The 25,599-nt window shown below is 73.9% G+C and carries 21 protein-coding genes and 1 riboswitch; of the genes, 6 read left to right on the top strand and 15 right to left on the bottom strand.

Going from position 1 to position 25,599, the window contains the following annotated elements; genetic code table 11:
* Position 1 precedes the first annotated feature (1 nt).
* The gene (locus HNR61_RS30485) at positions 2-973 is read right to left on the bottom strand and encodes a hemolysin family protein (protein ID WP_182846604.1); all 972 of its coding nucleotides are present in this window, start codon (positions 971-973) and stop codon (positions 2-4) included.
* Between the two features lie 78 nt (positions 974-1,051).
* Between HNR61_RS30485 and galE the strand changes: the two genes are divergently transcribed.
* Entirely contained in the window at positions 1,052-2,014 is a 963-nt protein-coding gene (gene galE, locus HNR61_RS30480; protein ID WP_182846603.1) for a UDP-glucose 4-epimerase GalE, read from the top strand.
* The gene (gene galK, locus HNR61_RS30475; RefSeq protein WP_182846602.1) at positions 2,011-3,132 is read left to right on the top strand and encodes a galactokinase; all 1,122 of its coding nucleotides are present in this window, start codon (positions 2,011-2,013) and stop codon (positions 3,130-3,132) included. The genes galE and galK overlap by 4 nt, the downstream gene beginning before the upstream one ends.
* On the opposite strand, the gene HNR61_RS30470 is transcribed toward galK, so the two are convergent.
* The 6 genes from HNR61_RS30470 to HNR61_RS30445 form a co-directional block, all read right to left on the bottom strand.
* Positions 3,129-3,929, bottom strand: coding sequence for a DUF11 domain-containing protein (locus tag HNR61_RS30470; RefSeq protein ID WP_182846601.1), 801 nt, complete (start codon positions 3,927-3,929; stop codon positions 3,129-3,131). The two genes, galK and HNR61_RS30470, sit on opposite strands and share 4 nt — an antisense overlap.
* A 137-nt stretch (positions 3,930-4,066) precedes the next feature.
* Positions 4,067-6,781 (bottom strand): hypothetical protein, encoded by a 2,715-nt coding sequence (locus HNR61_RS30465; RefSeq protein ID WP_182846600.1) that lies wholly within the window; start codon positions 6,779-6,781, stop codon positions 4,067-4,069.
* 125 nt (positions 6,782-6,906) lie between these two features.
* Entirely contained in the window at positions 6,907-8,676 is a 1,770-nt protein-coding gene (locus HNR61_RS30460; protein WP_182846599.1) for an HSP90 family protein, read from the bottom strand.
* A 150-nt stretch (positions 8,677-8,826) separates the two neighbouring features.
* Entirely contained in the window at positions 8,827-9,816 is a 990-nt protein-coding gene (locus HNR61_RS30455; RefSeq protein ID WP_182846598.1) for a malate dehydrogenase, read from the bottom strand.
* Positions 9,817-10,072: 256 nt separating this feature from the next.
* Positions 10,073-12,295, bottom strand: a complete 2,223-nt coding sequence (locus HNR61_RS30450) for an NADP-dependent isocitrate dehydrogenase (protein WP_182846597.1) — start codon at positions 12,293-12,295, stop codon at positions 10,073-10,075.
* A gap of 120 nt (positions 12,296-12,415) precedes the next feature.
* Positions 12,416-12,736, bottom strand: coding sequence for a DUF3017 domain-containing protein (locus HNR61_RS30445; protein WP_182846596.1), 321 nt, complete (start codon positions 12,734-12,736; stop codon positions 12,416-12,418).
* Positions 12,737-12,956: 220 nt separating this feature from the next.
* Here HNR61_RS30445 and HNR61_RS30440 point away from each other — a divergent pair, with 220 nt between their 5' ends.
* The gene (locus tag HNR61_RS30440; RefSeq protein ID WP_067823906.1) at positions 12,957-13,676 is read left to right on the top strand and encodes an FHA domain-containing protein; all 720 of its coding nucleotides are present in this window, start codon (positions 12,957-12,959) and stop codon (positions 13,674-13,676) included.
* Between the two features lie 278 nt (positions 13,677-13,954).
* On the opposite strand, the gene HNR61_RS30435 is transcribed toward HNR61_RS30440, so the two are convergent.
* The gene (locus HNR61_RS30435) at positions 13,955-14,809 is read right to left on the bottom strand and encodes a bifunctional methylenetetrahydrofolate dehydrogenase/methenyltetrahydrofolate cyclohydrolase (RefSeq protein ID WP_182846595.1); all 855 of its coding nucleotides are present in this window, start codon (positions 14,807-14,809) and stop codon (positions 13,955-13,957) included.
* A gap of 47 nt (positions 14,810-14,856) precedes the next feature.
* Positions 14,857-14,942, bottom strand: a riboswitch (ZMP/ZTP riboswitch).
* A gap of 235 nt (positions 14,943-15,177) precedes the next feature.
* Here HNR61_RS30435 and HNR61_RS30430 point away from each other — a divergent pair.
* Positions 15,178-15,813 carry a GNAT family N-acetyltransferase gene (locus HNR61_RS30430; RefSeq protein ID WP_182846594.1) on the top strand — a complete coding sequence of 212 codons (636 nt, stop codon included), beginning with the start codon at positions 15,178-15,180 and terminating at the stop codon, positions 15,811-15,813.
* On the opposite strand, the gene HNR61_RS30425 is transcribed toward HNR61_RS30430, so the two are convergent.
* From HNR61_RS30425 to purN, 3 genes are all read right to left on the bottom strand, one after another.
* Positions 15,779-15,958 (bottom strand): hypothetical protein, encoded by a 180-nt coding sequence (locus tag HNR61_RS30425; RefSeq protein ID WP_067823897.1) that lies wholly within the window; start codon positions 15,956-15,958, stop codon positions 15,779-15,781. The two genes, HNR61_RS30430 and HNR61_RS30425, sit on opposite strands and share 35 nt — an antisense overlap.
* Positions 15,959-16,179: 221 nt before the next feature.
* Entirely contained in the window at positions 16,180-17,742 is a 1,563-nt protein-coding gene (purH, locus tag HNR61_RS30420) for a bifunctional phosphoribosylaminoimidazolecarboxamide formyltransferase/IMP cyclohydrolase (RefSeq protein WP_312898167.1), read from the bottom strand.
* Complete coding sequence (gene purN, locus HNR61_RS30415; RefSeq protein ID WP_182846592.1) at positions 17,723-18,394, bottom strand: phosphoribosylglycinamide formyltransferase; 672 nt, start codon at positions 18,392-18,394, stop codon at positions 17,723-17,725. Before purN ends, purH begins: the two co-directional genes overlap by 20 nt.
* A 161-nt stretch (positions 18,395-18,555) precedes the next feature.
* Between purN and HNR61_RS30410 the strand changes: the two genes are divergently transcribed.
* On the top strand, positions 18,556-19,062 hold the full coding sequence (locus tag HNR61_RS30410; protein ID WP_067823887.1) for a hypothetical protein: 507 nt from the start codon (positions 18,556-18,558) through the stop codon (positions 19,060-19,062).
* A 284-nt stretch (positions 19,063-19,346) separates the two neighbouring features.
* On the opposite strand, the gene HNR61_RS30405 is transcribed toward HNR61_RS30410, so the two are convergent.
* Entirely contained in the window at positions 19,347-21,041 is a 1,695-nt protein-coding gene (locus tag HNR61_RS30405; RefSeq protein ID WP_312898166.1) for a cell division protein PerM, read from the bottom strand.
* A 120-nt stretch (positions 21,042-21,161) separates the two neighbouring features.
* The gene (locus HNR61_RS30400; protein WP_182846591.1) at positions 21,162-21,737 is read right to left on the bottom strand and encodes a TetR/AcrR family transcriptional regulator; all 576 of its coding nucleotides are present in this window, start codon (positions 21,735-21,737) and stop codon (positions 21,162-21,164) included.
* Positions 21,738-21,861: 124 nt separating this feature from the next.
* Between HNR61_RS30400 and HNR61_RS30395 the strand changes: the two genes are divergently transcribed.
* Positions 21,862-23,397, top strand: coding sequence for a carboxylesterase/lipase family protein (locus HNR61_RS30395; protein WP_182846590.1), 1,536 nt, complete (start codon positions 21,862-21,864; stop codon positions 23,395-23,397).
* Between the two features lie 127 nt (positions 23,398-23,524).
* Here the strand turns inward: HNR61_RS30395 and sucD are convergent, their stop codons facing one another.
* Positions 23,525-24,412 (bottom strand): succinate--CoA ligase subunit alpha, encoded by an 888-nt coding sequence (sucD, locus tag HNR61_RS30390; RefSeq protein WP_182846589.1) that lies wholly within the window; start codon positions 24,410-24,412, stop codon positions 23,525-23,527.
* 2 nt (positions 24,413-24,414) lie between these two features.
* The gene (gene sucC, locus HNR61_RS30385; RefSeq protein ID WP_182846588.1) at positions 24,415-25,593 is read right to left on the bottom strand and encodes an ADP-forming succinate--CoA ligase subunit beta; all 1,179 of its coding nucleotides are present in this window, start codon (positions 25,591-25,593) and stop codon (positions 24,415-24,417) included.
* Positions 25,594-25,599 lie beyond the last annotated feature (6 nt).

Genomic DNA, 25,599 nt, shown 5'->3' with positions numbered 1-25,599 from the left:
CTCAGGCCCCGTCCGGGGCGGCGTCGCCTGCGGGGGGCCCGGCGGGTCCTCCCTCGGTTGGGACGCCCCCTCGGATGGGGGTGTTCGGACTGGCCTCGGGCGGCGTGACGCGCACGCGGGCGACCCGCCGGCCGTCCATCCGGGCCACGACCAGCCGCCACCCCGCGATCCATACCCGGTCGCCCTCGGCGGGCACCCGGCCGAGAACGGCCATGATGTGCCCGGCGACGGTCTCGTACGGCCCGGCGGGCAGCCGGATCCCCGTCTCGGCGGCGAAGTCGTCCAGGTTGAGCAGCCCGTCGACCTCGACCACCCCGCCGTGCAGGCGCCTCGCCTGCGCGTCCTGCACATCATATTCGTCGCGGATGTCACCGATCAGTTCCTCCACGAGGTCCTCCAGGGTGACGATCCCGGCGGTCCCGCCGTACTCGTCCAGGACCACCGCCAGGTGGACGCCCTCGCGCCGCATCTCCGACAGCACCGGCAGCACGCGCTGGGAGGCGGGCAGGAACTTCACCGGCCGGACCAGGTCCCCCACCGGTCCGCCGCGCCGGTCGCCGGGCACCAGCAGGTCCCGGATGTGCACGAAGCCGATCACGTCGTCGTGGGAGTCCCGGTAGACCGGGAACCGCGAGTGCGGGCTGGCGGCCACCGTCCGCGCCGCCTCCTCCAGCGGCAGCGCCGCGTCCAGGAACTCCACCTCGGTCCGCGGCACCAGCACCTCCCGCAGTGGCCGCTCCCCCGCCGCGAACACCTCCCCGATCAGCGCCCGCTCCTCGTCGGCGATCTGGGTGTTCTCCGCGACCAGCGCCCGCACCCGCTCGGCGGTGATCTCCTCCCGGACCGCCCCGGGGTCCCCGCCCGCCAGCCGCACCACCAGGTCCGTGGACCGGGTCAGCAGCCACACCAGCGGACGCGCCAGGCGTCCGGGGGGCCGCGCCGGTCCGGGCGCCGGCTCACGCGTCGGGTCCATGTTCCTGCCCCTTCCCCGGTTGGCGTTGCGGATAGCCTGTACGGCGTTCCACGGTCCGTTCCGACTTGGAGGAAGTTCGTGAAGCTGCTCGTCACCGGAGGAGCCGGGTACATCGGCAGCGTCGTCACGGCGCAGTTGCTGGAGGCCGGCCACGAGGTCGTCGTGCTGGACGACCTGTCCACCGGGCACGCGGACGCCGTCCCGGCCGGGGCGCGACTGGTGGAGGGCAGCCTGCGGGAGGCGGCGTTCGGCACGCTGGACGGGGCCGGGTTCGACGCGGTGCTGCACTTCGCGGCCAAGTCGCTGGTCGGCGAGTCGGTCGAGAAGCCGGGCCTGTACTGGGACAAGAACCTCGGCGAGACCCTGGCGCTGCTGGACGCGATGCGCCGCGCCGCCGTCCACAGGATCGTCTTCTCCTCCACGGCCGCCACCTACGGGGAGCCGGAGTCCACGCCCATCCCCGAGACCGCCCCGACCCGCCCGACCAACCCCTACGGGGCGTCCAAGCTGGCCATCGACGCCACGCTGAGCGAGTTCGCGCGCCTTTACGGCATCGGCGGCGTGTCGCTGCGGTACTTCAACGTCGCCGGCTCCCTGATCAACGAGGGCGGCGCGCGGGGCGAGCGGCACACGGTGGAGACCCACCTGATCCCCAACGTCCTGAAGGTCGCGCTCGGCGAGCGCGAGGCGGTGCACCTCTTCGGCGAGGACTACCCGACCGCCGACGGCACCTGCGTCCGCGACTACGTCCACGTGGTGGACCTCGGCAACGCGCACCTGCTGGCGCTGGACGCGTGCGAGCCGGGCGTCCACAAGATCTACAACCTGGGCAGCGGCTCGGGCTACTCGGTCCGCGAGGTCGTGGAGGTGTGCCGCGAGGTCACCGGCCACCCGATCCCGGCCCAGGTCAGCCCGCGCCGCCCCGGCGACCCGGCGGTCCTGATCGCCTCCTCCGACCGCATCCAGGCCGACCTGGGCTGGAAGGCCGAGCGCGACCTGCGCACGATGGTCGCCGACGCCTGGGCCTTCCTCCAGCGGTGAACGTCCGGGAGCGGTTCGCCGAGGTCTTCGGGCGGCCTCCGGAGGGCGTGTGGCGCGCCCCCGGGCGGATCAACCTGATCGGGGAGCACACCGACTACAACGACGGGCTCGTGCTGCCGTTCGCGCTGCCCATGGGCGTGTCCGTCGCGGCGGCGCGGCGCGACGACGGGGTGCTGGAGGTCCGCTCGCTCCAGGCGGGAGGGGAGACCGTGCGCGTCCCCGTGGCCGGCGGGTCCGTGTCCGGATGGGCGACCTACCCGGTCGGCATGGCGTGGGTGCTGCACGAGTACGGGATCGGCGGCGCGTCGCTGCTGGTCGACTCCGACCTGCCGCAGGGCGCGGGGCTGTCGTCGTCGGCGGCGCTGCTGTGCGCGACCGGGCTGGCGCTGTGCGACCTGTACGGCGTGGAGGTCGAACGGCCCGAGCTGGCGCGGCTGGCGCAGCGGGCCGAGTGGGACTTCGCGGGGGTGCCGTCGGGGCTGATGGACCCGTCGGCGTCGCTGCTGGCCACGGCCGGGCACGCGCTGATGCTCGACTGCCGCAGCGGGCTGTCGTCGCGGGTGCCGTTCGCGCCCGAGGAGGCCGGGCTGACGCTGCTGGCGATCGACACCCGGGCCGGGCACACGCTGGCCGACGGCGGGTACGCGCGGCGGCGCGCCGAGTGCGAGCGGGCCGCCGGGCTGCTGGGTGTGGCGGCGCTGCGGGACGTCAAGGACCTGGCCGGGGCGCTGGGATCGCTGCGGGACCCGGTGCTGCGGCGGCGCGTGCAGCACGTGGTGACCGAGAACCACCGCGTGGAGGCGGCCGTGGGGCTGCTGCGCGCGGGCGCGGCCGCCGAGCTGGGCGCGCTGCTGACGGCCTCGCACCTGTCGCTGCGGGACCAGTTCGAGGTGTCGTGGCCGCAGGCCGACGCGGTGGTCGACGCGGCGACGCGCGCGGGCGCGCGGGGCGGCCGGATGGTCGGCGGCGGCTTCGGCGGCTCGGTGATCGTGCTGACGGCCGCCGACCGGGCGGAGCGGACCCGCGCGGCGGTCGAGGAGGCGTTCGCGGCGCGGGGCTGGGCGGCCCCGGCGTTCCTCGCGGCGACGCCGTCGCAGGGCGCGCGCCGCCTGGCCTAACGGGCGCGGGAGGTGTTGTCCCGCGGGGCGGTCTCGCCCAGCGGGGACGACACCGCCGCCGCGTAGTGCGGGGTCCGGCCCGCCGCCACCCGGTCGGCGAACGCCCGGACCGTCCGCTGCGCGCCCGCCGCGAGGGGGCCGAGTTCGCAGGTCAGATACTGCGCGTTCCGGTCGCGGCGGGTCTGGACGCAGTGGTCGGCGGGCTCGGTGAGCAGGCTCGCGCCGTGCGCGCCGAGCCGCAGCACGACCGCGTCGGCGGCGCGCGGGCCCCGGTTGGTGACCACCGCGACGACCGGGACGCGGGACCCGCGGGCGGCGCGCGGCCCCCGCAGCCGGACCCGCAGGTCGGTGCCCGGTTCGACGGGCGTGACCAGCGTGGCGGTGTCGTTGGCGGCGTCGGGGTCGGGCGTGCCGGAGCGGACCGAGGCGGTCGTGCGCAGCGTCCCGGTGGCGGTCGGCTCCACGACCCCCTGGACGCGGACGAGCCGCGCGGTCCCGGCCGGCAGGGCGGGCGGCCGGCATTCCAGGACGCGCCGCCGCTCCCGGCAGTAGTCGGCGTCGATCCCCACCACCGACAGGCCGTCGGGGAGGTGGACGGTCGCGACGGGCTCGGCGACCGCGGGACCGAAGTTGGTGATGGTGACGGTGTGGTCGACCAGGCCGCCGGGCCGGGCGCGGGGCGCGGAGGCCGTCACCGTGACGCCCAGGTCGGCTTCCGGCTCGGCGGCCACCGCCGACCCGGCGACGGTCAGGACAGCGGTGGCGGCGGAACCGCAGGCGAGCAGAGCCCGGCGCATGGTGACATCAACCCCGACGTGCGACGGCGGCCCGACATGCCGCCTCGAAACCCGTGTGCGGTTCGAAGTCTATTGACTACGCAACGCGATCAGAGGTCGCCGACACGCCCGGCCGCGTGGGCGGCCGGGCGCGCGGATCAGTCCCCGCCCTCCAGGGAGGAGGCCAGGTCGTCGCGGAGGCGGGCCGCGGTCTCGGCCGGGCCGGTCTCGTCCAGCCGGGTGAAGCCCTCGACGGCGGACGCCGCCAGGCGGCGCGCCGCCCGCACGTCGCCCCGCTCGGCGGTGATCCGGGCCTGGTCGTAGTCGACCAGCGCCGCCTCCCACACGATCGCGGGCTCCTCCTCCGGCGGCAGGTCCGCCAGGGCGGCGCGGGCGCGTTCCATGGTCTCGGCGGCCCGGTCGGGCTCGCGGGACCACAGGTGGCACATCGCGGCGCGGCGGAACGCCTGCACGACGCCGAACGGCAGCTCCCCGGCGGCGCACGCGTGGGCGCACGCCTCGAACGCCTCGGCGGCCTGCGCGTCCTTGTCCAGCCCGGTCAGCAGCTCACCGGCGCTGTCGAGGAACTGCGCGGCCGAGACGTGGTCGCCCGCCTCGGCGCACTCGCGCGCCAGCGCGGCGTACAGGTCGGCCGCCTCGGGCTCGTCCAGGCCGCGCTGGGCGTGGGCGAGGATGACGCGGCAGCGGCGCTCGTTGTCGCGGTCGCGTTCCTCCTCGGGCGTCCGGGCGAACTCCGCCAGCGCCTCCTCGGCGGTCTCGGCGGCCTCCAGGTGCCGTTCGGTGACCAGGTAGCAGGCGGCCAGGTCCACGCGCGGGTCCAGCGCGTACCCCGGCTCCCCGGCGGCGGTGAACCCGGCGACGGCCTCGACCAGGTCGGCGACGGCGTCGGCGGCGCGGCCGAGGTTCAGCAGCAGCGCACCGCGCTCGGCGTGCGCCCCGAAGCGCGGCAGGGACCGGGCGGGCGCGGCGGCCACGGCCTCGTCCAGCGCCGCCAGGACCTCCTCCCTCGCGGCCTCCTGGTCCTCGGCGTGCTGGGCCAGATGGCCGAGCACGCGGCTGAGCAGCAGCGCCGTCTGGGCGCGTTCGGCGTCCTCGCCCGCCTCCCGGTAGGCGTCCAGGGCGCGCCGCAGCGCCCCGACGGCCTCGTCCACGCGGCCGAGCTCCAGCAGGGCGCGGCCCCGCAGGTCCTCGATCTCGCCGGCCTCCTCCGGCCCGTCCGGCGCGGCGCGGTCGAGGACCGGCAGCGCGAGGGCGGCGTTCCCCATGTGCAGGTGGGCGGTGGCCAGACGGCCGTACACGCCGGTGACCGTGCCGTCCTCGGGCGAGTGGGCGTCGAAGTACTCGACGGCGGCCCGCAGGTCGGGCAGGCCGCCCTCCAGGTCGCCGAGGGCGCACCGCATCGCGCCCACGCGGCTGCGCACGCGGTGGCGGCGCTCCTCCTCGCCGAGGCCGGCCAGCAGCCGTTCGGCCTCCTCCCAGGCCGCCAGGGCGGCCCCGGCGTCCTCCTCGGCGGCGGCGACGGCCCCGCGGCCGTCCAGGCGGCGGGCCCGCTGCAACGGCGTCGGGTCGGCGGCCACCTCGTCGAACCGCCGCCACGCCGCCGTCGCGCCCGCCATGTCGCGGGCGAACCGGCGCTCCTCGGCGATCTCCAGCAGCGCGTCCGGGTCGGTCACGCCGCTGAGGTCGACCGGCTCCGGCTCCGGACGCGGGGCCGGCTCGGCGGCCAGCACGGTCCGCCGCCGCTGGTCGGCGGGGGTGAGCGGCAGGTGCTCCACGACCGGCCCGGCGTCCAGGATCGCGCGGACGCGGTCGCCCTGGCGGGAGGTGCCGTTGCGGGCGTCGAACCGGGCGGCCAGGGCCTCGGCCCGCGCGGCCAGCGCGGCCTGCAGGTCCTTGGCCGGAACGTCGGCCGCCGGGCGGTCGGCGGAGGCCGGGCGCCGCACCGTCAGGTCCGCGTGGCCGGTCTCGGCCAGGCGGCGCAGCAGCAGCGCGCCCGCCGCCGCGAAGTTCATCGCCGCGTACGGGTGCGGGGCGCGGTCCAGCCAGCCCAGGTGCCGCTGGAGGATCTCCAGGCCGCGCGCCTCGTTCCCGGTGGTCGCGCAGAACTCCACGTGCTCGGCGATCTGCCCCAGGTCGGCCAGGTTCGGCCGCAGCAGCCGGTAGGCGCGGCGGTGCGCGTCCCGGGCCTCCTCCAGCCGCCCGGTCGCCAGGTACACCGGCAGCATCGAGGTCAGGATGCCCTGCGGCTGCTCCCGGCAGGACAGCTCGGCGTTCAGCACCGGCGCGGCGATCTCGAACGCGTCGGCGTGCCGTCCCAGGCTCGCCAGATGCCACACCATCCCCGACGGGTCGCAGCCCGCGCAGTCCGACAGCTCGTCGCGCGGCGCGGCCCGCCACTTCAGGTACCACTCGTCGGCCGCCGCCAGGTCGCCCAGGTGCAGCGCCACGTCGTTGCGGTAGTGGTACACCGCCTGGAGGCTGTGGCCGCCCGCCAGGTAACGGCGCTCCATGTCGTCCAGCACCGCGTGGGTGCGGTCCAGCGGGATCTCCGGGAACAGCGTCAGCGAGTGCACCGTGGCCTTCATCTGCCACAGCAGCGCATGCTCCTCGTCGAACCGCGCCGGGTCCCGGTCGAAGTCGGACAGCGTCCGCGAGAACGTCGCGAACGCCTTCACCGGCTCCCCGCCGTACCGGTAGGCGTCGGTCAGCCGCACCCGCACCCGGAACGCCAGGACCTCGTCCCCGGTCGCCTCCGCGCGCCGCAGCGCGTCCTCCACCATGACCGTACGGGCCTCCCCGTAGGGCAGCTCACCGGCCTGGCGCATCAGGGCGAAAACCTCATCAGTACTCATTGCCTCGCCTCCGCTCAGCGGCTCACGGGCGCTTCACGCGCCGTCTTCCCTCGTCGCTTTCAAGATCGCTCGCAAGCTCCCGATCTTGACACTCCTCAGTCCAGACGGCGCGCGCCCGTTCGCGCTCACTGGGGGGTCTCCGGGTCGTGCACGGCCCACTCCAGCAGGCCGAGGAAGGAACGGTTGAGCACCGCGGTGTCCACCGGGCGCAGCGGGTGGTGGCCGAGCAGCAGCGCCTGCCCGTAGAGCCCCTGGACCGCCAGGTCGATCAGGCCGTCCTCGGTGAGGGAGGTGATGCGGCGGGCCAGCGGGTTGCGGTGGTTGATCACCAGCTGGGGGCGGTCCTGCTTCGTCGCGTTGTCGAGCGCGCCGAGCACGTCGGCCCACAGCTCGTCGGCGGCGTCGCGGGCCTGCGACAGCTCCTCCTGGTACTGGGCGGCGCGGCTGGTCAGGTACAGCGCCGGGAGCGAGGCGGGGTCGAAGTCGCGGACGACGACCTCGCAGCCCAGCCGGTCCACCGCGCGCTGGGCGGCGGCCAGGAACGGCCGCAGCGCCAGCTCCGTGCCCGGGTCCAGCACCCCGAAGTGCGTGGTCAGCTCGGCGGCGTCCAGCCGGGTCAGCCGGATCTCCGGATCGATGTCGGGCAGCCGCTCGATGATCTCGGTGTCGTGGACGTAGCCGCCGTTCACCAGCCCGACGCCCTGCGCGCCCGCCACCGCCGACAGCCGCCGGAACTCGTCCACGCTCGTCGTGTACCGCGCCTCCGGGTGCCGCCGCCGGAACTCGCTCAGCGTCATCGGCCCCGCCGACGTCTCGAACTCCAGCCAGCGGTCGACGACGCGCAGCATGTCGTCGTCGGTGAGCGCCATGGCCTTCACGCCGAGCTGGTGCAGCCGCAGGAAGCCGCGCAGCCGGGCCGGGTCGGTCTCCGAGAGCCGCACCAGCCACTGCCGGAGACGGTCCCCGAGCGCGGCGCGCGTGGAGTCCAGCAGCTCGTCCTCGTACAGCGCCTCGCGGCTGGCGGTGGGCCGCAGCTCCCCCGCGTCCACGACGCACCGCACGAAGAACGCCCAGTCCGGGAGCAGGCCCTCCACGTTCTCGGCCAGCAGCATCCGCTTGAGGTAGACGCGGTGCGAGGCGCGGGCGCTCGGCGACACCGCCTGGGGCAGCACGAACGCGACACCGGTCAGCCCCGCCTCGGGCACGTCGAGGTCGATCACGTCGTACGGCTCGAACCCGTACAGCTCCTTGCAGTAGGCGTCCAGCGCCCGCCGCCGCCGGGCCGGGTCCGGGTGCGAACGCCGCCACGGCGGCCCGTCCCCCGTCACCGCGGAGCCGTCCACCGTCAGCTCGACGGGGAGCAGCGACCCGTAGGTCCGCGCCAGCTCCGCCACCACCGGCGGGCTCAGCAGGTCCTCCGAGCCGGGCCGGGGACGCAGCGTGACGGTCGTCCCGGGCTCGTCCCGCTCCCCCCTCTCCACCCGGTAGCTGCCCCCGGCCAGGCCCGTCCACCGCACCGGCTCGCCGCCCCGGGCGGACCGCGTCACCACCTCGATCTCGTCCGCGACCAGGAACGCCGACAGCAGCCCGATCCCGAACTGCCCCAGGAAGTCGTGCCGCGCGAAGCCCAGCTCGTCCCGTTTGGACGACCGCCCGATCGTGGCGAGCAGCCGGTGCACCTCGTCCTCGGTCAGCCCGACGCCGTCGTCGTGGACCCGCAGCACCCCTCCGCCGGTCTCGATCCGCACGCGCCCACCGGCGCCGCCCCGCGCGGTGATCGCGTCCACCGCGTTCTGCAGCAGTTCCCGCAGGTAGACCCGGGGGCTCGCATACAGGTGGCGACTGAGCAGATCCACCACCCCACGGAGATCGACCTGAAACGCCCGCTCGGCCACCCGCACACCCTCCTGATCAGCGAATATCGCGATCAGCACCCTACCGACCAGCGGCGACAGAACCGCCCGATTTTCCGCATCGGCCCCGAAAAGCACCGGGCCCCGGACCGTGGACGGTCCGGGGCCCGGCGAACGCTCGGGCGTGCGGGCTCAGATGAGGCCCAGCTTGCGCACCGCGTCGCGCTCCTCGGCCAGCTCGGCCACCGAGGCGTCGATCCGCCCGCGCGAGAAGTCGTCGATCTCCAGCCCCTGGACGATCTCCCACCTGCCGTCCGCGCAGGTCACCGGGAACGAGGAGATCAGGCCCTCGGGCACGCCGTAGGAGCCGTCCGACACGACCGCCATGGAGGTCCAGTCGCCCTCGGCGGTGCCGTTCACCCAGGTGTGGATGTGGTCGATCGCGGCGGAGGCGGCGGAGGCGGCCGAGGACGCGCCCCGGGCCTCGATGATCGCGGCGCCGCGCTTGGCGACGGTCGGGATGAAGTCGTTCTCCAGCCAGTCCTGGTCGTCGACGACCTCGGCGGCGGTCTTGCCGCCGATCTCGGCGTGGAACAGGTCCGGGTACTGGGTGGCGGAGTGGTTGCCCCAGATGGTCATCTTCTTGATGTCGGAGACCGAGACGCCGGCCTTCTTCGACAGCTGCGCCAGCGCGCGGTTGTGGTCCAGGCGGGTCATCGCGGTGAACCGCTCGGCCGGGACGTCCGGGGCGTGCTGCTGGGCGATCAGGGCGTTGGTGTTGGCCGGGTTGCCCACGACCAGGACGCGGATGTCGTCGGCGGCGCCGGCGTTGATGGCCTCGCCCTGCGGCTTGAAGATGCCGCCGTTGGCCTCCAGCAGGTCACCGCGCTCCATGCCCTTGGTGCGGGGGCGCGCGCCGACCAGCAGGGCCACGTTGGCGCCCTCGAACGCCCGGGTGGCGTCGTCGAAGATGTCGATGCCCTGGAGCAGCGGGAACGCGCAGTCGTCCAGCTCCATGGCGGTGCCCTCGGCCGCCTTCACGGCCTGCGGAATCTCCAGCAGGCGCAGCCTGACCGGTACGTCCGCGCCGAGCAGCTGCCCGGAGGCGATGCGGAACAGCAGCGCGTAGCCGATCTGGCCCGCGGCGCCGGTGACGGTGACGGTGACTGGGGTGCGCGTCATTGCCTTCTTCTCCTGCTGGTGAGCCTGACGGGCTCAGGCGGCCATCCTGGCGTCTGCGAATATCTCTCGGTGTCGAGATATCCATCGGTCAGGCTATCGCGCCCGGCGGCCGCACCACCCGTAAGGCCCCTGGTTGATATCTCACAGCCGATGTCGCGCGGCAACGGCGAGGGCCGCCGCGGGAATCCCGCGGCGGCCCTCCGACGAGACCGTCCCTACACCGGACTGTCTCGTTCGTACCGTGTCGCTGCCTTCGCTAGCCGTTCAGGATCGCGAGGGCGTTGTTGAACGTGGCCGACGGGCGCATGACCGCCGTGGCCTTCTCCGGGTCGGGACGGTAGTAGCCGCCCAGGTCCACCGGGGAGCCCTGCACGGCCAGCAGCTCGTCCACGATCGCCTGCTCCCCCTCGGCCAGGGCCTGCGCCAGCGGGCCGAACGCCGCCGCCAGCTCGGCGTCCTCGCCCTGCGCGGCCAGCTCCCGCGCCCAGTACAGGGCCAGGTAGAAGTGGCTGCCGCGGTTGTCGATGCCGCCCAGGCGCCGGGTCGGCGACTTGTTCTCGTTGAGGAACGTGGCGGTGGCACGGTCCAGCGTGTCGGCCAGCAGCTGCGCCCGCGCGTTCCCGGTCGCCCGGGCCAGGTGCTCGAAGCTCGCCGCCAGCGCGAAGAACTCGCCCAGGCTGTCCCAGCGCAGGTAGTTCTCCTTGACCAGCTGCTGGACGTGCTTGGGCGCCGAGCCGCCCGCGCCCGTCTCGAACAGGCCGCCGCCCGCCATCAGCGGGACGATCGACAGCATCTTGGCGCTGGTGCCCAGCTCCAGGATCGGGAACAGGTCGGTCAGGTAGTCGCGCAGCACGTTGCCGGTGACCGAGATGGTGTTCTCGCCGCGCCGGATGCGCTCCAGGGAGAACTTCGCGGCCTCCACCGGGGACATGATCTCGATGGTCAGGCCCGAGGTGTCGTGCTCGGCGAGGTACTTCTCGACCTTCTCGATCAGCACCGCGTCGTGCGCCCGGTCGGCGTCCAGCCAGAACACGGCCGGGTCGCCGGTCAGGCGGGCGCGGGTGACGGCCAGCTTGACCCAGTCGCGGATCGGCAGGTCCCTGGTCTGGCACATCCGGAAGATGTCGCCGGCGGAGACCGGCTGCTCCAGGACGGTGTTGCCGGCCTCGTCCACGACCCGCACGGTGCCGTCGGCGGGCGCCTCGAAGGTCTTGTCGTGGCTGCCGTACTCCTCGGCCTTCTGCGCCATCAGGCCGACGTTGGGCACCGAGCCCATGGTCGCCGGGTCGTAGGCGCCGTTGGCGCGGCAGTCGTCGATGACGGCCTGGTAGACGCCCGAGTAGCTGGAGTCGGGGATGACCGCCAGGGCGTCGTGCTCCTGGCCGTCGGGGCCCCACATGTGCCCGGAGGTGCGGATCATCGCGGGCATGGAGGCGTCCACGATGACGTCGCTGGGCACGTGCAGGTTGGTGATGCCGCGGTCGGAGTCGACCATGGCCAGCTCCGGCCCCTCGGCCAGCTCGGCCTCGAACGAGGCCTTGATCTCGGCCCCCTCGGGCAGCCCGTCCAGGCCGCCGAGGATCGCGCCGAGGCCGTCGTTGGGCGACAGCCCGGCCTTGGCCAGCGTCTGGCCGTACTTCTCGAAGGTCTTCGGGAAGAACGCGCGCACCACGTGGCCGAAGATGATCGGGTCGGAGACCTTCATCATGGTGGCCTTCAGGTGCACCGAGAACAGCACGCCCTCGGCCTTGGCGCGGGCGACCTGCTCGGCCAGGAACCCGCGCAGCTCCGATACTCGCATCACCGAGGCGTCCAGCACCTCGCCGGCGAGCACGGGCACCGACTCGCGCAGCGTGGTGACCGAGCCGTCGGCGCCCACCAGCTCGATGCGCAGGGCGCCGTCGGAGCCGGCGACCGTGGACTTCTCGCTGGAGCGGAAGTCGCCCGCGCCCATGGTGGCCACGTTGGTCTTGGAGTCGGCCGACCAGGCGCCCATGCGGTGCGGGTGGTTGCGGGCGTACTGCTTGACGGCGGCCGGGGCGCGCCGGTCGGAGTTGCCCTGCCGCAGCACCGGGTTGACCGCGCTGCCCTTGACCTTGTCGTAGCGGGCGCGGATCTCGCGCTCCTCGTCGGTCGCGGGCTCGTCGGGGTAGTCCGGCAGCGCGTAGCCCTGCTTCTGGAGCTCGGCGACCGCGGCCTTGAGCTGCGGGATGGAGGCGGAGATGTTGGGCAGCTTGATGATGTTGGCGCCCGGGGTCTCGGCGAGCTCTCCCAGCTCGGCCAGGGCGTCACCGATGCGCTGTCCCTCCTTCAGGTGCTCGGGGAAGGAGGCGATGATCCGTCCGGCGAGGGAGATGTCCCGGGTCTCCACCTTCACCCCGGCGGTCGAGGCGTACGCCTGGACCACCGGAAGGAACGAATAGGTCGCCAGGAGCGGGGCCTCGTCGGTGTGCGTGTAGATAATCGTCGAGTCGGTCAACCGGACACTCCCTCACATCACTGCGGCGTTATTGCTCGATATCAAGATATCTGGTGCCCAGGCCACGTCCCACCGCCGCGGGGAGCGCCCGCCGGGCGGCCCGGCGGCGCGGGTCCCGCGTTACTTGTCGCCGGGGACGGTCCAGGCCACCACGGCGATCGCGACGGCGAAGAACGCCATGGTCGCGACGTCGAGCCACTTCTTGCGGGTCTCCAGCATCCCGACCTGGCTCGGCGGCAGCACCAGTCGCGCCAGCGCCCCGAACAGGACCGCGGCGGCGATGAGGCTCGAACCCTTGCGGAAGTAGTCGAACGCGCACAGCGCCAGCCCGCCGGCCACGCCGCACAGCACGATCAGGTACGGCAGCCGCCCCAGCCAGTGGGGCGTGGCGTGGCGGCCTCGGGGGGCCTGCCGCCGTCGCCGGTGCAGTTGTGCGCTCATGGCTCCTCGTCGGGTGGTCGCCTCGTTCCGCTCGCAATCCTCCACCCTCCACGTTAGTGGAAGCCGGGGGCGGCGAGACCCGGACGAGGCGGGCGAGCCGGGCGCACGAGGCGGCGGGCGCCCCGGTGGCCTCGGTGTTACTCACCGGTAGGCGGGTGTGGCGACGGCCCGCCCGGGTAACCCGGCAGACAGGGGTCGCTAACTAGCTGGGAGGACTGCCGTGGAGGGGCCGTTCATGCGCATCGAGGACAGCGGGCTGGTCATGCCGCTGCGCCCCGACGTCACAACGGTCGGCCGAGGCCGAGGAGTCGACATCCGTCTCGACGACCCGAGTGTGTCCCGTTTGCACGCAGAAATCGTTCGGCGCGGCCCGTACGTGTACGTCGTCGACATGGGACTGTCCCGGAACGGGACCCGTGTCAACGGCCGGCCGATCGCCCGACGCGTCCTGGAGGACGGTGACGTCGTCAGCTTCGGCACGGCGCGCGTCCGGATGGGGGGAATCCCCCGCGAGGAGGTCGATCCCGACGTCGAGCTGCGGCGTGCCGTGGCTCCCGAACTGACCCGCCGCGAGGTCGACGTGCTGACCTCGCTCTGCCGACCCGCCCTGTCCGACGAGGCGTTCGTCGCGCCCGCCACGGCCCGGGAGATCGCCGCTGATCTCGTGGTGACCGAGGCGGCCGTCAAGCAGCACCTGCTGCGTCTGTACCAGAAGTTCCGCATCCCCGAAGGCGCCAACCGGCGCACCCGCCTGGCCAACGAGGTCATCGCGATGGGGCTGGTCCGGCCGCTGCCGCCGGTCCACGTCCCGCAGCAGAACAGCCGTCCGGTGGACGGCCGCCCCCCGGGCGAGATCCGCCGCCCGGGACACCCCGCCGCGGGAGGCCACCCCGGGCATGTCACGCGTCCGACGACCGCGGCGGGCCGCCGGGCGAGCTGAGGCCCTACTTATGGCCTTCCGGCCCGAACCCCTCGCCCGGGGGCTCGGGAACCGGCCGAAAAGCGGGCGAGCGCTGCATCGCTTCGCGATCTGCCACAGGGGGCCTCGCCTCCGGCTTCGGCCCCCTGTGGCAGACCTTCGGTCGCGCTCGCGTGCGTGGCCGGGGTCACCAGACCGGCGAAGGATGTGACCCGGAGGCTCGGTCAGGGCAGCGCACGGGCCTCCGGGAAGCACCCGGGCGGGGCGCCCACCGTTCCCCGCCCGGGCTCGGCCGTGGCTCAGATCCCGGCGGCGCGCTCGGCGGCCTCGACGACGTTGGCCAGCAGCATGGCGCGGGTCATGGGCCCGACGCCGCCGGGGTTGGGCGCGACCCACCCGGCGACCTCGCGGACGTCGTCGGCGACGTCCCCGGCGAGCCTGCCGTCCACGCGGGACACGCCCACGTCGAGCACGGCCGCGCCGGGCTTGACCATGTCCGCGGTGATCAGGCCGGGCACCCCGGCGGCGGCGACGACGATGTCGGCGGCGCGGACGTGCGCGGCCAGGTCCCGGGTGCCGGTGTGGCAGAGGGTGACGGTGGCGTTCTCGCTGCGCCGCGTCAGCAGCAGGCCGAGCGGCCGCCCGACGGTGACGCCGCGCCCGATCACGGTGACCTCGGCGCCCTTCAGCGGGACGTCGAACCGCCGCAGCAGCGCCACGATCCCCTTGGGGGTGCAGGGCAGCGGGGCCTCCTCCATGAGGACGAGCCGCCCGAGGCTGACCGGGTGGAGGCCGTCGGCGTCCTTGGCCGGGTCGATGCGCTCCAGCACGCGCATCTCGTCCAGGCCCTTGGGCAGCGGCAGCTGGACGATGTAGCCGGTGCAGGCCGGGTCGGCGTTCAGCTCGGCGACGGCGCGCTCGACGTCCTCCTGGCTGGCGTTCTCGGGAAGGTCGCGGCGGATGCTCTCGATGCCGACCTCGGCGCAGTCGCGGTGCTTCATGTTCACGTAGGCGTGGCTGCCGGGGTCGTCGCCGACCAGGACGGTCCCGAGCCCGACCCGGACGCCCCGGGTGCGCAGCGCCTGGACCCGTTCGGCGATCTGGGCCCGGATCTCCGCCGCCGTCGCCTTGCCGTCGAGAATGCGTGCCGTCATGAACTACCTCCGCGCTGATCCCGCCGGGGCAGGCCCCGGCCGACGTCGCCGGTCACCCAGGCGCGCGGTGTCCGGACTGTCCTTCGCTCCCCGGTGGTGCCCCACCTTGATCGCGCCAGTCGCGTTGCGAGTTTATTGTGCTCTACGGCCCAGCCCCTCCGCGCGGAGCGCTCCGGGGCTGACCGCTCCGCGGGCGAGCGCTGCATCGCTTCGCGATCTTCCGCAGGGGGCCTCGCCTCCGGCTTCGGCCCCCTGCCTCAGCCTACGGACGCGCTCGCGTGCGTGGCGGGTCATGCGCGGTGGTTTCCGAGAAACCTCCGGAAGTGGCCCTGACAGAGGGGCTCTGGCCTGGCCTAACGTTCCATCGCATGAGTGATGCCTGGTACGAGCGTCCTGCGCTCTTCGGCCGTCATGTGCGGCTGGAGCCCCTCACCCCGGACCACGCGGAGGGGCTGTTCGAGGCGGGCCGGGACCCCGGCGTGTGGACGTGGCTGAACGAGGTGCGGCCGGCCGATGTCGCCGGGTCGCGCGCGCTGGTGGAGAAGGCGCTGACCGCCCACCGGGCGCGTCGGCAGGTTCCGTGGGCGCAGGTGGACGCGGTGACCGGCGAGGTGGCGGGCGTGACGTCGTACTACGACGTGACCCCCGAGCACCGGGGGGTCGCGATCGGCCACACCTGGCTGGGCTCCCGCTGGCACCGCACGGGCGTCAACACCGAGGCCAAGCTGCTGTTGCTGGAACGGGCGTTCGACGAGCTGGGCGCGATCCGGGTGACCTGGCACACCCACGCGCGGAACGAGCGCTCGCGCCGGGCGATCGAGCGCCTGGGGGCGCGGTTCGAGGGGATCCACCGCCGGCACCGCATCCGTCCCGACGGCTCCCTGCGGGACACCGCCGTCTACTCGATGATCGACACCGAGTGGCCCGAGGCGCGCGCGGCCCTGCGGGCGAGGCTCGCGGCGGGTCCGGTCAGTCCTGGTCGGGGCGCTGCCGCCAGGCGATGACGCGGTCGGTGCCCTTCCAGCCCAGCTGGCCGGCCATCATCGCGAGGATGATCGCGGCGGCCAGGCCGATGAGCTGGCGCCCCTCCATCAGCAGGGCGGTGGTCTGGGTGGTGATGGTCAGCAGCAGCGTCACCAGGACGTCCATGGGCTCTCCGTGAGCGTTCGCGGATGGGGGCTCGCGGCGGAGGGCGAGCGGTGTGTCGGGGGTCGCGCTTGGTCAAGGGCGGACCAATGACGCATGACCTGGCCGAGGGTACCAACGCGAAAACGTAAAACTTCCCAAGATCCTCAAAACCACCCGTTCGGACCATGCCGGGCCCGGCCCCTCCGGGAGGGACCGGCCCGGCGTCGTCCGTCGGCGGCGGATCAGTGGAAGAAGTGCCGCACGCCCGTGAAGTACAGGGTGACCCCGGCCCTCTCGGCGGCCTCGATGACCTTGTCGTCGTTGACCGAGCCGCCCGGCTCCACGATCGCGCGGACCCCGGCCTCGGTCAGCACCTCCAGGCCGTCGGGGAACGGGAAGAACGCGTCCGACGCTCCCACCGAGGCCGCGGCGCGCTCGGCCCCGGCCCGGGACACGGCCAGGCGCGCCGAGTCGACCCGGTTGACCTGGCCCATGCCGACGCCGGTGGTGCCGCCGTCGTGGGCGAGCAGGATCGCGTTCGACTTGACCGAACGGCACGCCCGCCACGCGAACGCCAGGTCCGCGAGGGTCGCCTCGTCGGCGGCCGGCCCGGCCTTCAGCTCCCAGGCGGAGGGGTCGTCGCCGGGGGCGTCCACGCGGTCCACGGTCTGGAGCAGCAGGCCGCCGTCGACACGCCGGTACTCGGTGTCGCTCGCGGGGCCCTCGGGGCACACCAGCAGGCGGATGTTCTTCTTGCGGGTGAGGATCTCCAGCGCCTCGTCCTCGAAGCCGGGCGCGACCAGCACCTCGGTGAACACCTCGGCGACCTGGGCGGCCATCGCGGCGGTGACGGGGCGGTTCACGGCGATCACGCCGCCGTACGCCGACACCGGGTCGCAGGCGTGGGCCTTGCGGTGCGCCTCGGCGACGTCCGCGCCGACGGCGATGCCGCACGGGTTGGCGTGCTTGATGATCGCGACGGCGGGCTCGGCGAAGTCGTGGGCGGCGCGTCGCGCCGCGTCGGCGTCGACGTAGTTGTTATACGACATCTCCTTGCCGTGCAGCTGCTCGGCCCCGGCCAGCCCGCCGCCCGAGCCGTCGGTGTAGAGGGCGGCGCGCTGGTGCGGGTTCTCGCCGTAGCGCAGCACGTTCGACCGCTCCCAGGTCGCGCCCAGGAAGTCGGGCCAGCGGGCCTCGGCGGCGGTCTCGTCGGGCGCGTAGGTGGAGGCGAACCAGGACGCCACGGCCACGTCGTAGGAGGCGGTGTGGGAGAACGCGGCGGCGGCCAGCCGGCGCCGCTCCTCCAGGGTGAAGCCGCCCGCGCGGGCGGCGTCCAGCACCGTCCCGTAGGCGTCCGGGGACACCACGACGGCGACGCTGGCGTGGTTCTTGGCGGCGGCGCGGACCATGGTCGGCCCGCCGATGTCGATCTGCTCGACGCACTCGTCGGGCCGGGCGCCCGAGTCGACGGTCCGGGTGAACGGGTACAGGTTCACCACGACCAGGTCGAACGGCTCGACGTCCAGGTCCTGGAGCTGCTGGACGTGGTCCTCCTTGCGGCGGTCGGCCAGCAGGCCCGCGTGCACCTTGGGGTGCAGCGTCTTGACCCGGCCGTCCAGGCACTCGGGGAACCCGGTGAGCTTCTCGACCTTCATCACCGGAACCCCGGCGGAGGCGATCCGGCCCGCCGTGGAGCCGGTGGAGACGATCTCCACGCCGGCCTCGTGCAGGCCCCGGGCCAGGTCCTCCAGCCCCGTCTTGTCGTAAACGCTGATCAGCGCACGCTTAATCGCGACCCGACTCACCGGTCGAGCTCCCCTCATGTTCGGCCGAACTGTCGCAGGTCCTGCATTTCATGGAGACCCGCCTGCCCCGGGTGGTCCAGCCGTCGCGCGCCAGCCGGCCGACGACGTCGACGAGGAGCCGGCGCTCCACCTGCTTGATCTTCTCGTGCAGGGAGTCTTCGTCGTCATGCCAGCCGACCCTGACGGTCTCCTGGGCGATGACGGGTCCGGTGTCCACGCCTTCGTCGACGAAGTGCACGGTACATCCCGTCACCTTGACGCCGTACGCCAGGGCGTCGCGGACGGCGTGCGCGCCAGGGAAGGACGGCAGCAGCGCCGGATGCGTGTTGACGGTACGGCCCCCGAACCGCGCCAGGAACCGCGGCCCGAGGATCTTCATGAACCCGGCGGACACCACCAGGTCGGGGGCGTGCTCCGCGACCGCGTCGGCCAGCGCCGCGTCCCATTCCTCGCGGGTCGCGAAGTCGGGGACGCGCGCGACGAACGTGGGCAGCCCGGCGCGTTCGGCGCGCTCCAGTCCGGCGATCCCGTCCCGGTCGGCTCCGACGGCGACGACCTGGGCACCGTAGGCTGGATCCGCGCACGCGTCGAGCAGCGCCTGAAGGTTGGTCCCCGCTCCGGAGACGAGGACGACGAGCCGGGCGGACACCATGACTCCCTGGTGGACGTTAGGGGTGTGGGGTTGACGGCCCCGGCGGCGACGTGCGCGCCGGGCGGGTTCCGGGCAAAGCCTATCGGCCCTGCTCGGCCCGTATGAATCGACACCACCGGGCCGGTCCGCACGGACCGGCCGCGACGAGGAACGGAGCGACAGTGAGCGACCCGCAGGGGCCGGGGAACGGTTCCCGTCCCGAGGCCGGAGACCGCGTGGAGACGCCCGGCCGTCCCGAGATCGGCGGACGGCCGCCCGCGAAGTCCCCGGAAAACCCGCAGCAGACCGGAAAGCGGGCACTGTGGCTCGGGATCGGCTCCCTGGCGCTGATGCTGCTGCCGACGGCGTTCCCGCTGGCACTGGGGCTGGCCGTGGCCGCCCTGATCGTGGGGATCAGGGCGCGGCGCAGCGCGCGGCGGATGGCGGCGCTGACGCCGGGCGGCGCGACCGCCGGGATCACGCTGGGCGCGGTGACGCTGGCGCTGGCCACGCCGCTGCTGCTGTTCTCCCTGCTGACGTGGTCGGAGAACGCCCGCTACACGCAGTGCCGCGACAAGGCCAACACCATCAGCGACGAGCAGGCGTGCTGGGACCGGTTCCGTTCGGACCTGGAGCGCAAGTTCAACCTCCCGAAGGGCTCGGTGCCCGACGTCGGCCGCCCCTCCTAGTCCGCGCTCCCAAGCCCTGACCCGCGGACCCCCGCCTACGGCGTCGGCCCGCGGGTCAGGCAGCGCGCTCGCGTGCGCGGCCGGGGCCCGCTTCGCGGCAGGAGCTCGGCGGTGTTTCAAGACCCCGGCCTACGGCGCTCGCCCGGAGGGGTCGCGCCCCACCAGGACTTGGCGAGCACGGCATCGCTTCGCGATCTGACCTATGGGCCCTCGCCTCCGACGTCGGGCCCGCCGGTCAGGTCACGCGTTCGCGTGCGCGGACCGGGGCCCCTTTGGAACAGGTCCTAGTCACGAGGGGGCTCGTCCCGCAGGACGTAGATCGCGCCGCCCCGGTTCTCGGTGCGTCCGGACTCCCGGGGCGGCGGGAGGGGCCGCAGCCGCTCCTCGGGTTCGGGGGCGGGTTCGGGCGCCGGTTCGGGCTCGGGCGCGGGTTCGGGCTCGGCCCTGGCCTCCGGGGTGGGGCAGGGCGTCTCCTCCTCGATCAGCTCGGGCAGCGGGTCCTCGTTGCCCTTCGCCTTGCGGCGGCGGGGCGTGAGCACCGGCTCGGCCTCCTCGAACAGCATCGCGTCGGCGGCGTGCGGCGCGCTGCGGCGCGGCGCGGGGGCCGGAGCCTCCTTCTTCGGGGCGGTGGTCTCGGCGGCGGGCTCGGGCCGCGGGGCGGGCGCCTCGGCCTTGGCCCCCGTCTTCGTCCCCGTCTTCGCCGTGGTCTTGGCCCCGGCCCTCCTCGGGGACGGCGGGGCGGCCGGTCCCTCGACCACCGAGCGCCGCAGGATCGTCCAGTTCGCCAGCCACGCCGCGACCGCCGCGGAGATCCCCACCTCCAGCGCGGCCATCATCCCGACCTGCCAGGCCGACGGCCCCATGGTGGCCAGCCGCGCGCCGCCCAGCGGGCCGCCCGACAGCGCCGCCAGCAGCGCCGCCACCCCGCCGGTGAGCAGGCCGGTCACGAACCCCCACACCGGCGCGCCCTCGTACACCGGGCTGGGCAGCGCCCGCACGGTCAGGACCCCGCCGACCGCGCCCGCCAGGAACGGCGCGAGCAGCGCCACCAGCGACGGCAGCGGCGCGGGCCCCGGGTCGGGCAGCGCGGCCAGCATCGGCAGCGAGGGGACCGTGTCGAGGATCACCCCGGTCGCCGACACGCTGGTGCCGGCCCCCACCGAGAAGCCGGGGCCGACGGCGTAGGCCATGCCCCAGACGACGGCGTTCGGCAGGTACGCGAGCTGGATCAGGAACAGCAGGGTCCCGCCCACCGCGCCGGGCGCGAGGATGTCGTAGAGCCGGCCGGCCTCGGGCAGGTGCAGCGCCAGCGACGCGCCGACCAGCAGCGCGCCGCAGGCCAGCAGCGTCGCCGTCGCCCCGGCGACCCCGACGACCAGCGAGCGGGGCCGCGGCGGCAGCAGGTTCAGCAGCGCGCCCAGCCCGGAGCGGACCCGCTTGCCCCGCGAGGCGACCAGCGCCCGCGCCGCGCCCAGCCCCCCGGCGACCAGGGCGGTCACGAAGCAGGCCAGCAGCGCCTGCCACGCCGAGGGGCGCACGGCCGGCGTGGTGGCCGCCAGCGCCAGCAGCCCGGCCAGCGCCGCGTACGGCGCGGCCAGCGCCACCGCGACGTGCAGCACCCCGACCCGGGTGCGGCGCGGCACCCCGGCCGCGCGGATCATCCAGCCGCCGCTGCGGTACAGCAGCGCGCCGGGCAGCACCAGCAGCCCGAGCGGCAGCAGCCCGACCCGCCCGGACGGCCCGGCGAACCCGGCGTGGTGCGCCACCAGCCAGAAGTTGATCGCGGTGCGGAACACCCCGGGCAGGCCCGCGCCGAGAGCGGTGCGCGGGGCGGCGACCCACCCGACCAGCGTGACCGTGGTGAGCACGACCAGGCCGATCCCCACGCACCACAGCGCCCCGGCCAGCCCCGTCACCAGCAGCGGCCGCGCGGCCGCGGACCCCCCGGCTCCGCCCGCTCCGGCTCGTTCCGGCGTCACACGCTGTCCAGGGGATGCATCGCTCACACGCCCATGCTGGCACCCGGGAGACCCGCGAACGCCGCCCCACGCCCGGCGTGTCGCCTTTGTCATCCCCCATCCCGGGTCCGCCCGGGGCCGTCAGGGCCCGGCGAGCTCCGCCAGGGCCCGCAGTCCCGCCAGCACCTCGGCGGCGGTGGGCGCGTTCGCCGGGTCGCCGAGGCTCTGGATCATCACGCCCGACATCAGCGCCATCTGGACCATGCCGAGCGCGCGGGCGTCGCGGTCGGGGACCTCCTCCTCCGGCACGCTCCGCAGGATCGCGGCCATGCCGCGCCGCCCCTCGGCGAACCCCTCGACCAGCCGGGGGCGCAGCTCGGGCTGCCGCCGCGCCTGGAGGAACAGCTCCACCGTGGCCAGCCACAGGTCGGGGTGCTCGCGGAACTGCTCGACGAGCCCGTCCCACATGCGCGCGAAGCCCCGGACCGCGTCGCCGTCGGCGGCGGGCGCGAGCGCGCGACCGAGGCTGTCGCCCCACTCGTCCAGCAGGTCGAACAGGGCCTGGGTGAGCAGCGCCTCGCGCGACCCGTAGTGGTAGCCGATCGCGGCGGTGCTCACGCCCGCCTCGGCGGCGATGTCCCGGACGCTGGTGCGGTCGTAGCCCTTCTCGCGCAGGCACCGCTTGGCGCCCGCGAGCAGGTCCTCGCGGTTTCCCATGCGCGGCACCCTACCAAGGGATTTGCACGAACGCCTTACGCGAACGTTTTGCGCGATCGTCTTGCACGATCGTGCAAAACGTTGTTACGGTCCTCGCATCGCTTGATCGACAGGGATGAGGGACATGAAGAAGACCGCCGCCGCGGGCCTGGGGCTCGCGCTGCTCGCCACGTTCGCACCGGCCGCCCGCGCGTCCCCCGACCCGTCGGTCGCGGTCACCTCCCAGGGCGCCGTGCGCGGCACGGTCGGCCCGAAGACGCGGTCGTTCCAGGGCATCCCCTACGCCACCGCCGCCCGTTTCGCCGCGCCGCGCCCGGCCGCCGCGTGGACCGGCGTGCGGGACGCCACCCGGCCCGGCAAGGTGTGCGCCCAGCCCGCCGGATACCCGATCGGCAAGCCCAGCACCGACGAGGACTGCCTCAACGTCAACGTCACCGCGCCCGTCGGCGCGCGGAAGGGGCTGCCGGTGGTCGTGTGGATCCACGGCGGCAGCATGATGTTCGGGATGGGCGACCTGTACGGCCCCGACCGGCTCGCGGCGGGCGGCGCCGTGGTCGTGTCGATGAACTACCGCCTGGGCGTCACGAGCTTCCTGACCCACCCGTCCCTGCCGGAGTCCGGCGCCCTCGCCCTGGACGACCAGCGCGCCGCGCTGCGCTGGGTGCGCCGGAACGCCGGGGCGTTCGGCGGCGACCCCCGCAACGTCACGATCATGGGCGAGTCCGGCGGCGGCTTCGCCGTCTGCGGCCATCTGGCCTCACCGGCCTCCGCCGGGCTGTTCCAGAAGGCGATCGTCCAGAGCGCGCCCTGCCTCACCCCGGGCAGCGCCTCCCGCACCCGCGCCGCGGCCGACGCCGAGAGCGCCAAGGTCGTCGGCCACGCGGAGGTGGGCTGCGCCACCGCCGCCGACGTGGCCCGCTGCCTGCGCGAGGTCCCGGTCGAGACGCTGCTGAGGGTCTACGGCTCCGCCCGCGAGCCGCGCCCGGTCAGCGGCACGCCCGCCCTGCCGCTCCCGGTCGACCGGGCCCTGCGCACCGGCCGCTTCCACCGCGTCCCCGTCCTCGTCGGCGTCAACCACGACGAGGAGAACGGCATGGTCCTCGGGCAGGAACTCGCCACCGGCAAGCCCATGCCCGCCGGCGCCTACGAGCCCGCCGTCAGGAAGGAGTACGGCGGCAGGGCCGACGCCGTGCTCAGGCGCTACCCCCTCGGCGCCTCAGCCGGGCAGACGCTGGCGAGGGTGCGGACCGACGCGGCCTGGTCCGCGCCGACCCTGGACACCGCCCGCGCGCTGTCCCGCCGGACCCCGACCCGGATGTACGAGTTCGCCGAGCGGAAGACCCCCTGGTACGCGGGCTACCCCGCGCCGAGCTTCCCGGCCGCCGCCCAGCACATGGCCGAGCTGCCGTACCTGTTCGACCTGGCCCTGTTCGAGAGGCCGACGAGGGAGCAGGCCGCCCTCGGCGACCGGATGATCGGCGCCTGGGTCCGCTTCGCCGCCACCGGCGACCCCGATGGCGGCGGCGAGACGGCCTGGCCCCGGCTGCGCGACCGCGGCCCGCGCGGCTGGCACGTGCAGTCCCTGACCTCCGGGACCTGGAAGCGCGCCGACTTCGTCCGGGATCACGCCTACCGCTTCTGGAGCACCGGCGGGAAGTGAACCCGGCGCACCACGAGCCCCAGGTGTGACGATCCGAACGGCGGGTAGAAGATCCCCCACGCGGGTGCCAACACCGAAAGAGGCCCGAACCGGTCACCGGTTCGGGCCTCTTTCGGAGTGCGGAACGTCAGAGGTTCTGCATGATCTCGCGCATCAGGCGGGCGGTCTCGCTCGGGGTCTTGCCCACGCGGACGCCGACCTTCTCCAGCGCCTCCTTCTTCGCCTCGGCGGTGCCGGACGAGCCGGAGACGATCGCGCCGGCGTGGCCCATCGTCTTGCCCTCGGGGGCGGTGAAGCCCGCGACGTAGCCGACGACCGGCTTGGTCACGTGCTCGGCGATGTAGGCCGCGGCACGCTCCTCGGCGTCGCCGCCGATCTCGCCGATCATGACGATGGCGTCGGTCTCCGGGTCCTCCTGGAACGCCTTCAGGGCGTCGATGTGGGTGGTGCCGATGATCGGGTCACCGCCGATGCCCACGCAGGTGGAGAAGCCGATGTCGCGCAGCTCGTACATCATCTGGTACGTCAGCGTGCCCGACTTGGAGACCAGGCCGATGCGGCCGGGGTTGGTGATGTCGGCCGGGATGATGCCGGCGTTCGACTTGCCCGGGGAGGCGATGCCGGGGCAGTTCGGACCGATGACGCGGGTCCTGTTGCCCTTCTCGCCCGCGTAGGCCCAGAAGTAGGCGGTGTCGTGCACCGGGATGCCCTCGGTGATCACCACGCACAGCGGGATCTCGGCGTCGACCGCCTCGACCACGGCGTCCTTGGTGAACTTCGGCGGGACGAAGACCACCGACACGTCCGCGCCGGTCTTCTCCATGGCCTCCTTGACGGTGCCGAACACCGGCAGGACCGTGCCGTCGAAGTCGACCTCGGTGCCCGCCTTGCGGGCGTTGACGCCGCCGACGACCTGCGCGCCGGAGGCCAGCATGCGGCGGGAGTGCTTCATGCCCTCCGAGCCGGTCATGCCCTGGACGATGATCTTGCTGTTCTCGGTGAGCCAGATAGCCATGCTCATGCACCTGCCGCGGCGAGTTCGGCGGCGCGCTTGGCCGCTTCGTCCATCGTGTCGACCTGCTGGACGCCGGACAGGCCCGCGTCGGTCAGGATCTGGCGGCCCAGCTCGGCGTTGTTGCCGTCCAGGCGCACCACCAGCGGGCGGTTGACGGTCTCGCCGCGGTCCGCCAGCAGCTTGTAGGCGGCGACGATGCCGTTGGCGACCGCGTCACAGGCGGTGATGCCGCCGAAGACGTTGACGAACACCGACTTCACGTCGGCGTCCGACAGCACGATCTCCAGGGAGTCGGCCATGACCTCGGCCGACGCGCCGCCGCCGATGTCCAGGAAGTTGGCGGGCTTCTGGCCGCCGAACTCCTCGCCGGCGTAGGAGACCACGTCCAGGGTGGACATGACCAGGCCCGCGCCGTTGCCGATGATGCCGACGCTGCCGTCGAGCTTGACGTAGTTGAGGTCCTTGGCCTTGGCCGCGGCCTCCAGCGGGTCGGCGCTGGCCTTGTCCTCGAGCTGGTCGTGCTCCTGGCGGAACGCGGCGTTGTCGTCGAGGGAGACCTTGCCGTCGAGCGCCTTCACCTCGCCGTCGGCGGTGAGGATCATCGGGTTCACCTCGACGAGGGTGGCGTCCTCGTCGGTGAACACGGCCCACAGCCGCTCGATGATCTCGGCGGCGCCGTCCAGCGCCTCCTCGGGCAGGCGGCCCTGCTCGGCGATCGAGCGCGCGGCGGCGCGGTCCACGCCCGTCAGCGGCGAGACCGGCACCATCGCCAGCCGGTCGTGCGGCACCTCCTCGATCTCCACGCCGCCCTCGACGGAGCAGATGGAGAGGAAGGTGCGGTTGGCGCGGTCGAGCAGGAAGGAGAAGTAGTACTCCTGCGCGATCGCCGAGCCCTCCTCGATCAGGACCTTGTGGACCGTGTGGCCCTTGATGTCCATGCCGAGGATCTGGCCGGCGAGGGCCTCGGCCTCGTCGGCGTTGTCGGCGAGCTTCACGCCGCCGGCCTTGCCGCGGCCACCGGTCTTCACCTGGGCCTTGACGACGACCTTCTTGCTGCCCGCGGAGAACAGCTCCTCCGCGATGGCGCGCGCTTCCTGGGGAGTACGGGCGACCTTGCCGGTGGGCACCGGTACCCCGTACTCGGCGAAGAGTTCCTTCGCCTGATGTTCGAACAGGTCCACGAGGGC

The organism is Actinomadura kijaniata, assembly GCF_014138665.1.
Taxonomy (GTDB): domain Bacteria; phylum Actinomycetota; class Actinomycetes; order Streptosporangiales; family Streptosporangiaceae; genus Spirillospora; species Spirillospora kijaniata.
Note: the sequence above shows the minus strand (reverse complement) of the source record. Positions and strands in the feature narration are given on the sequence as shown.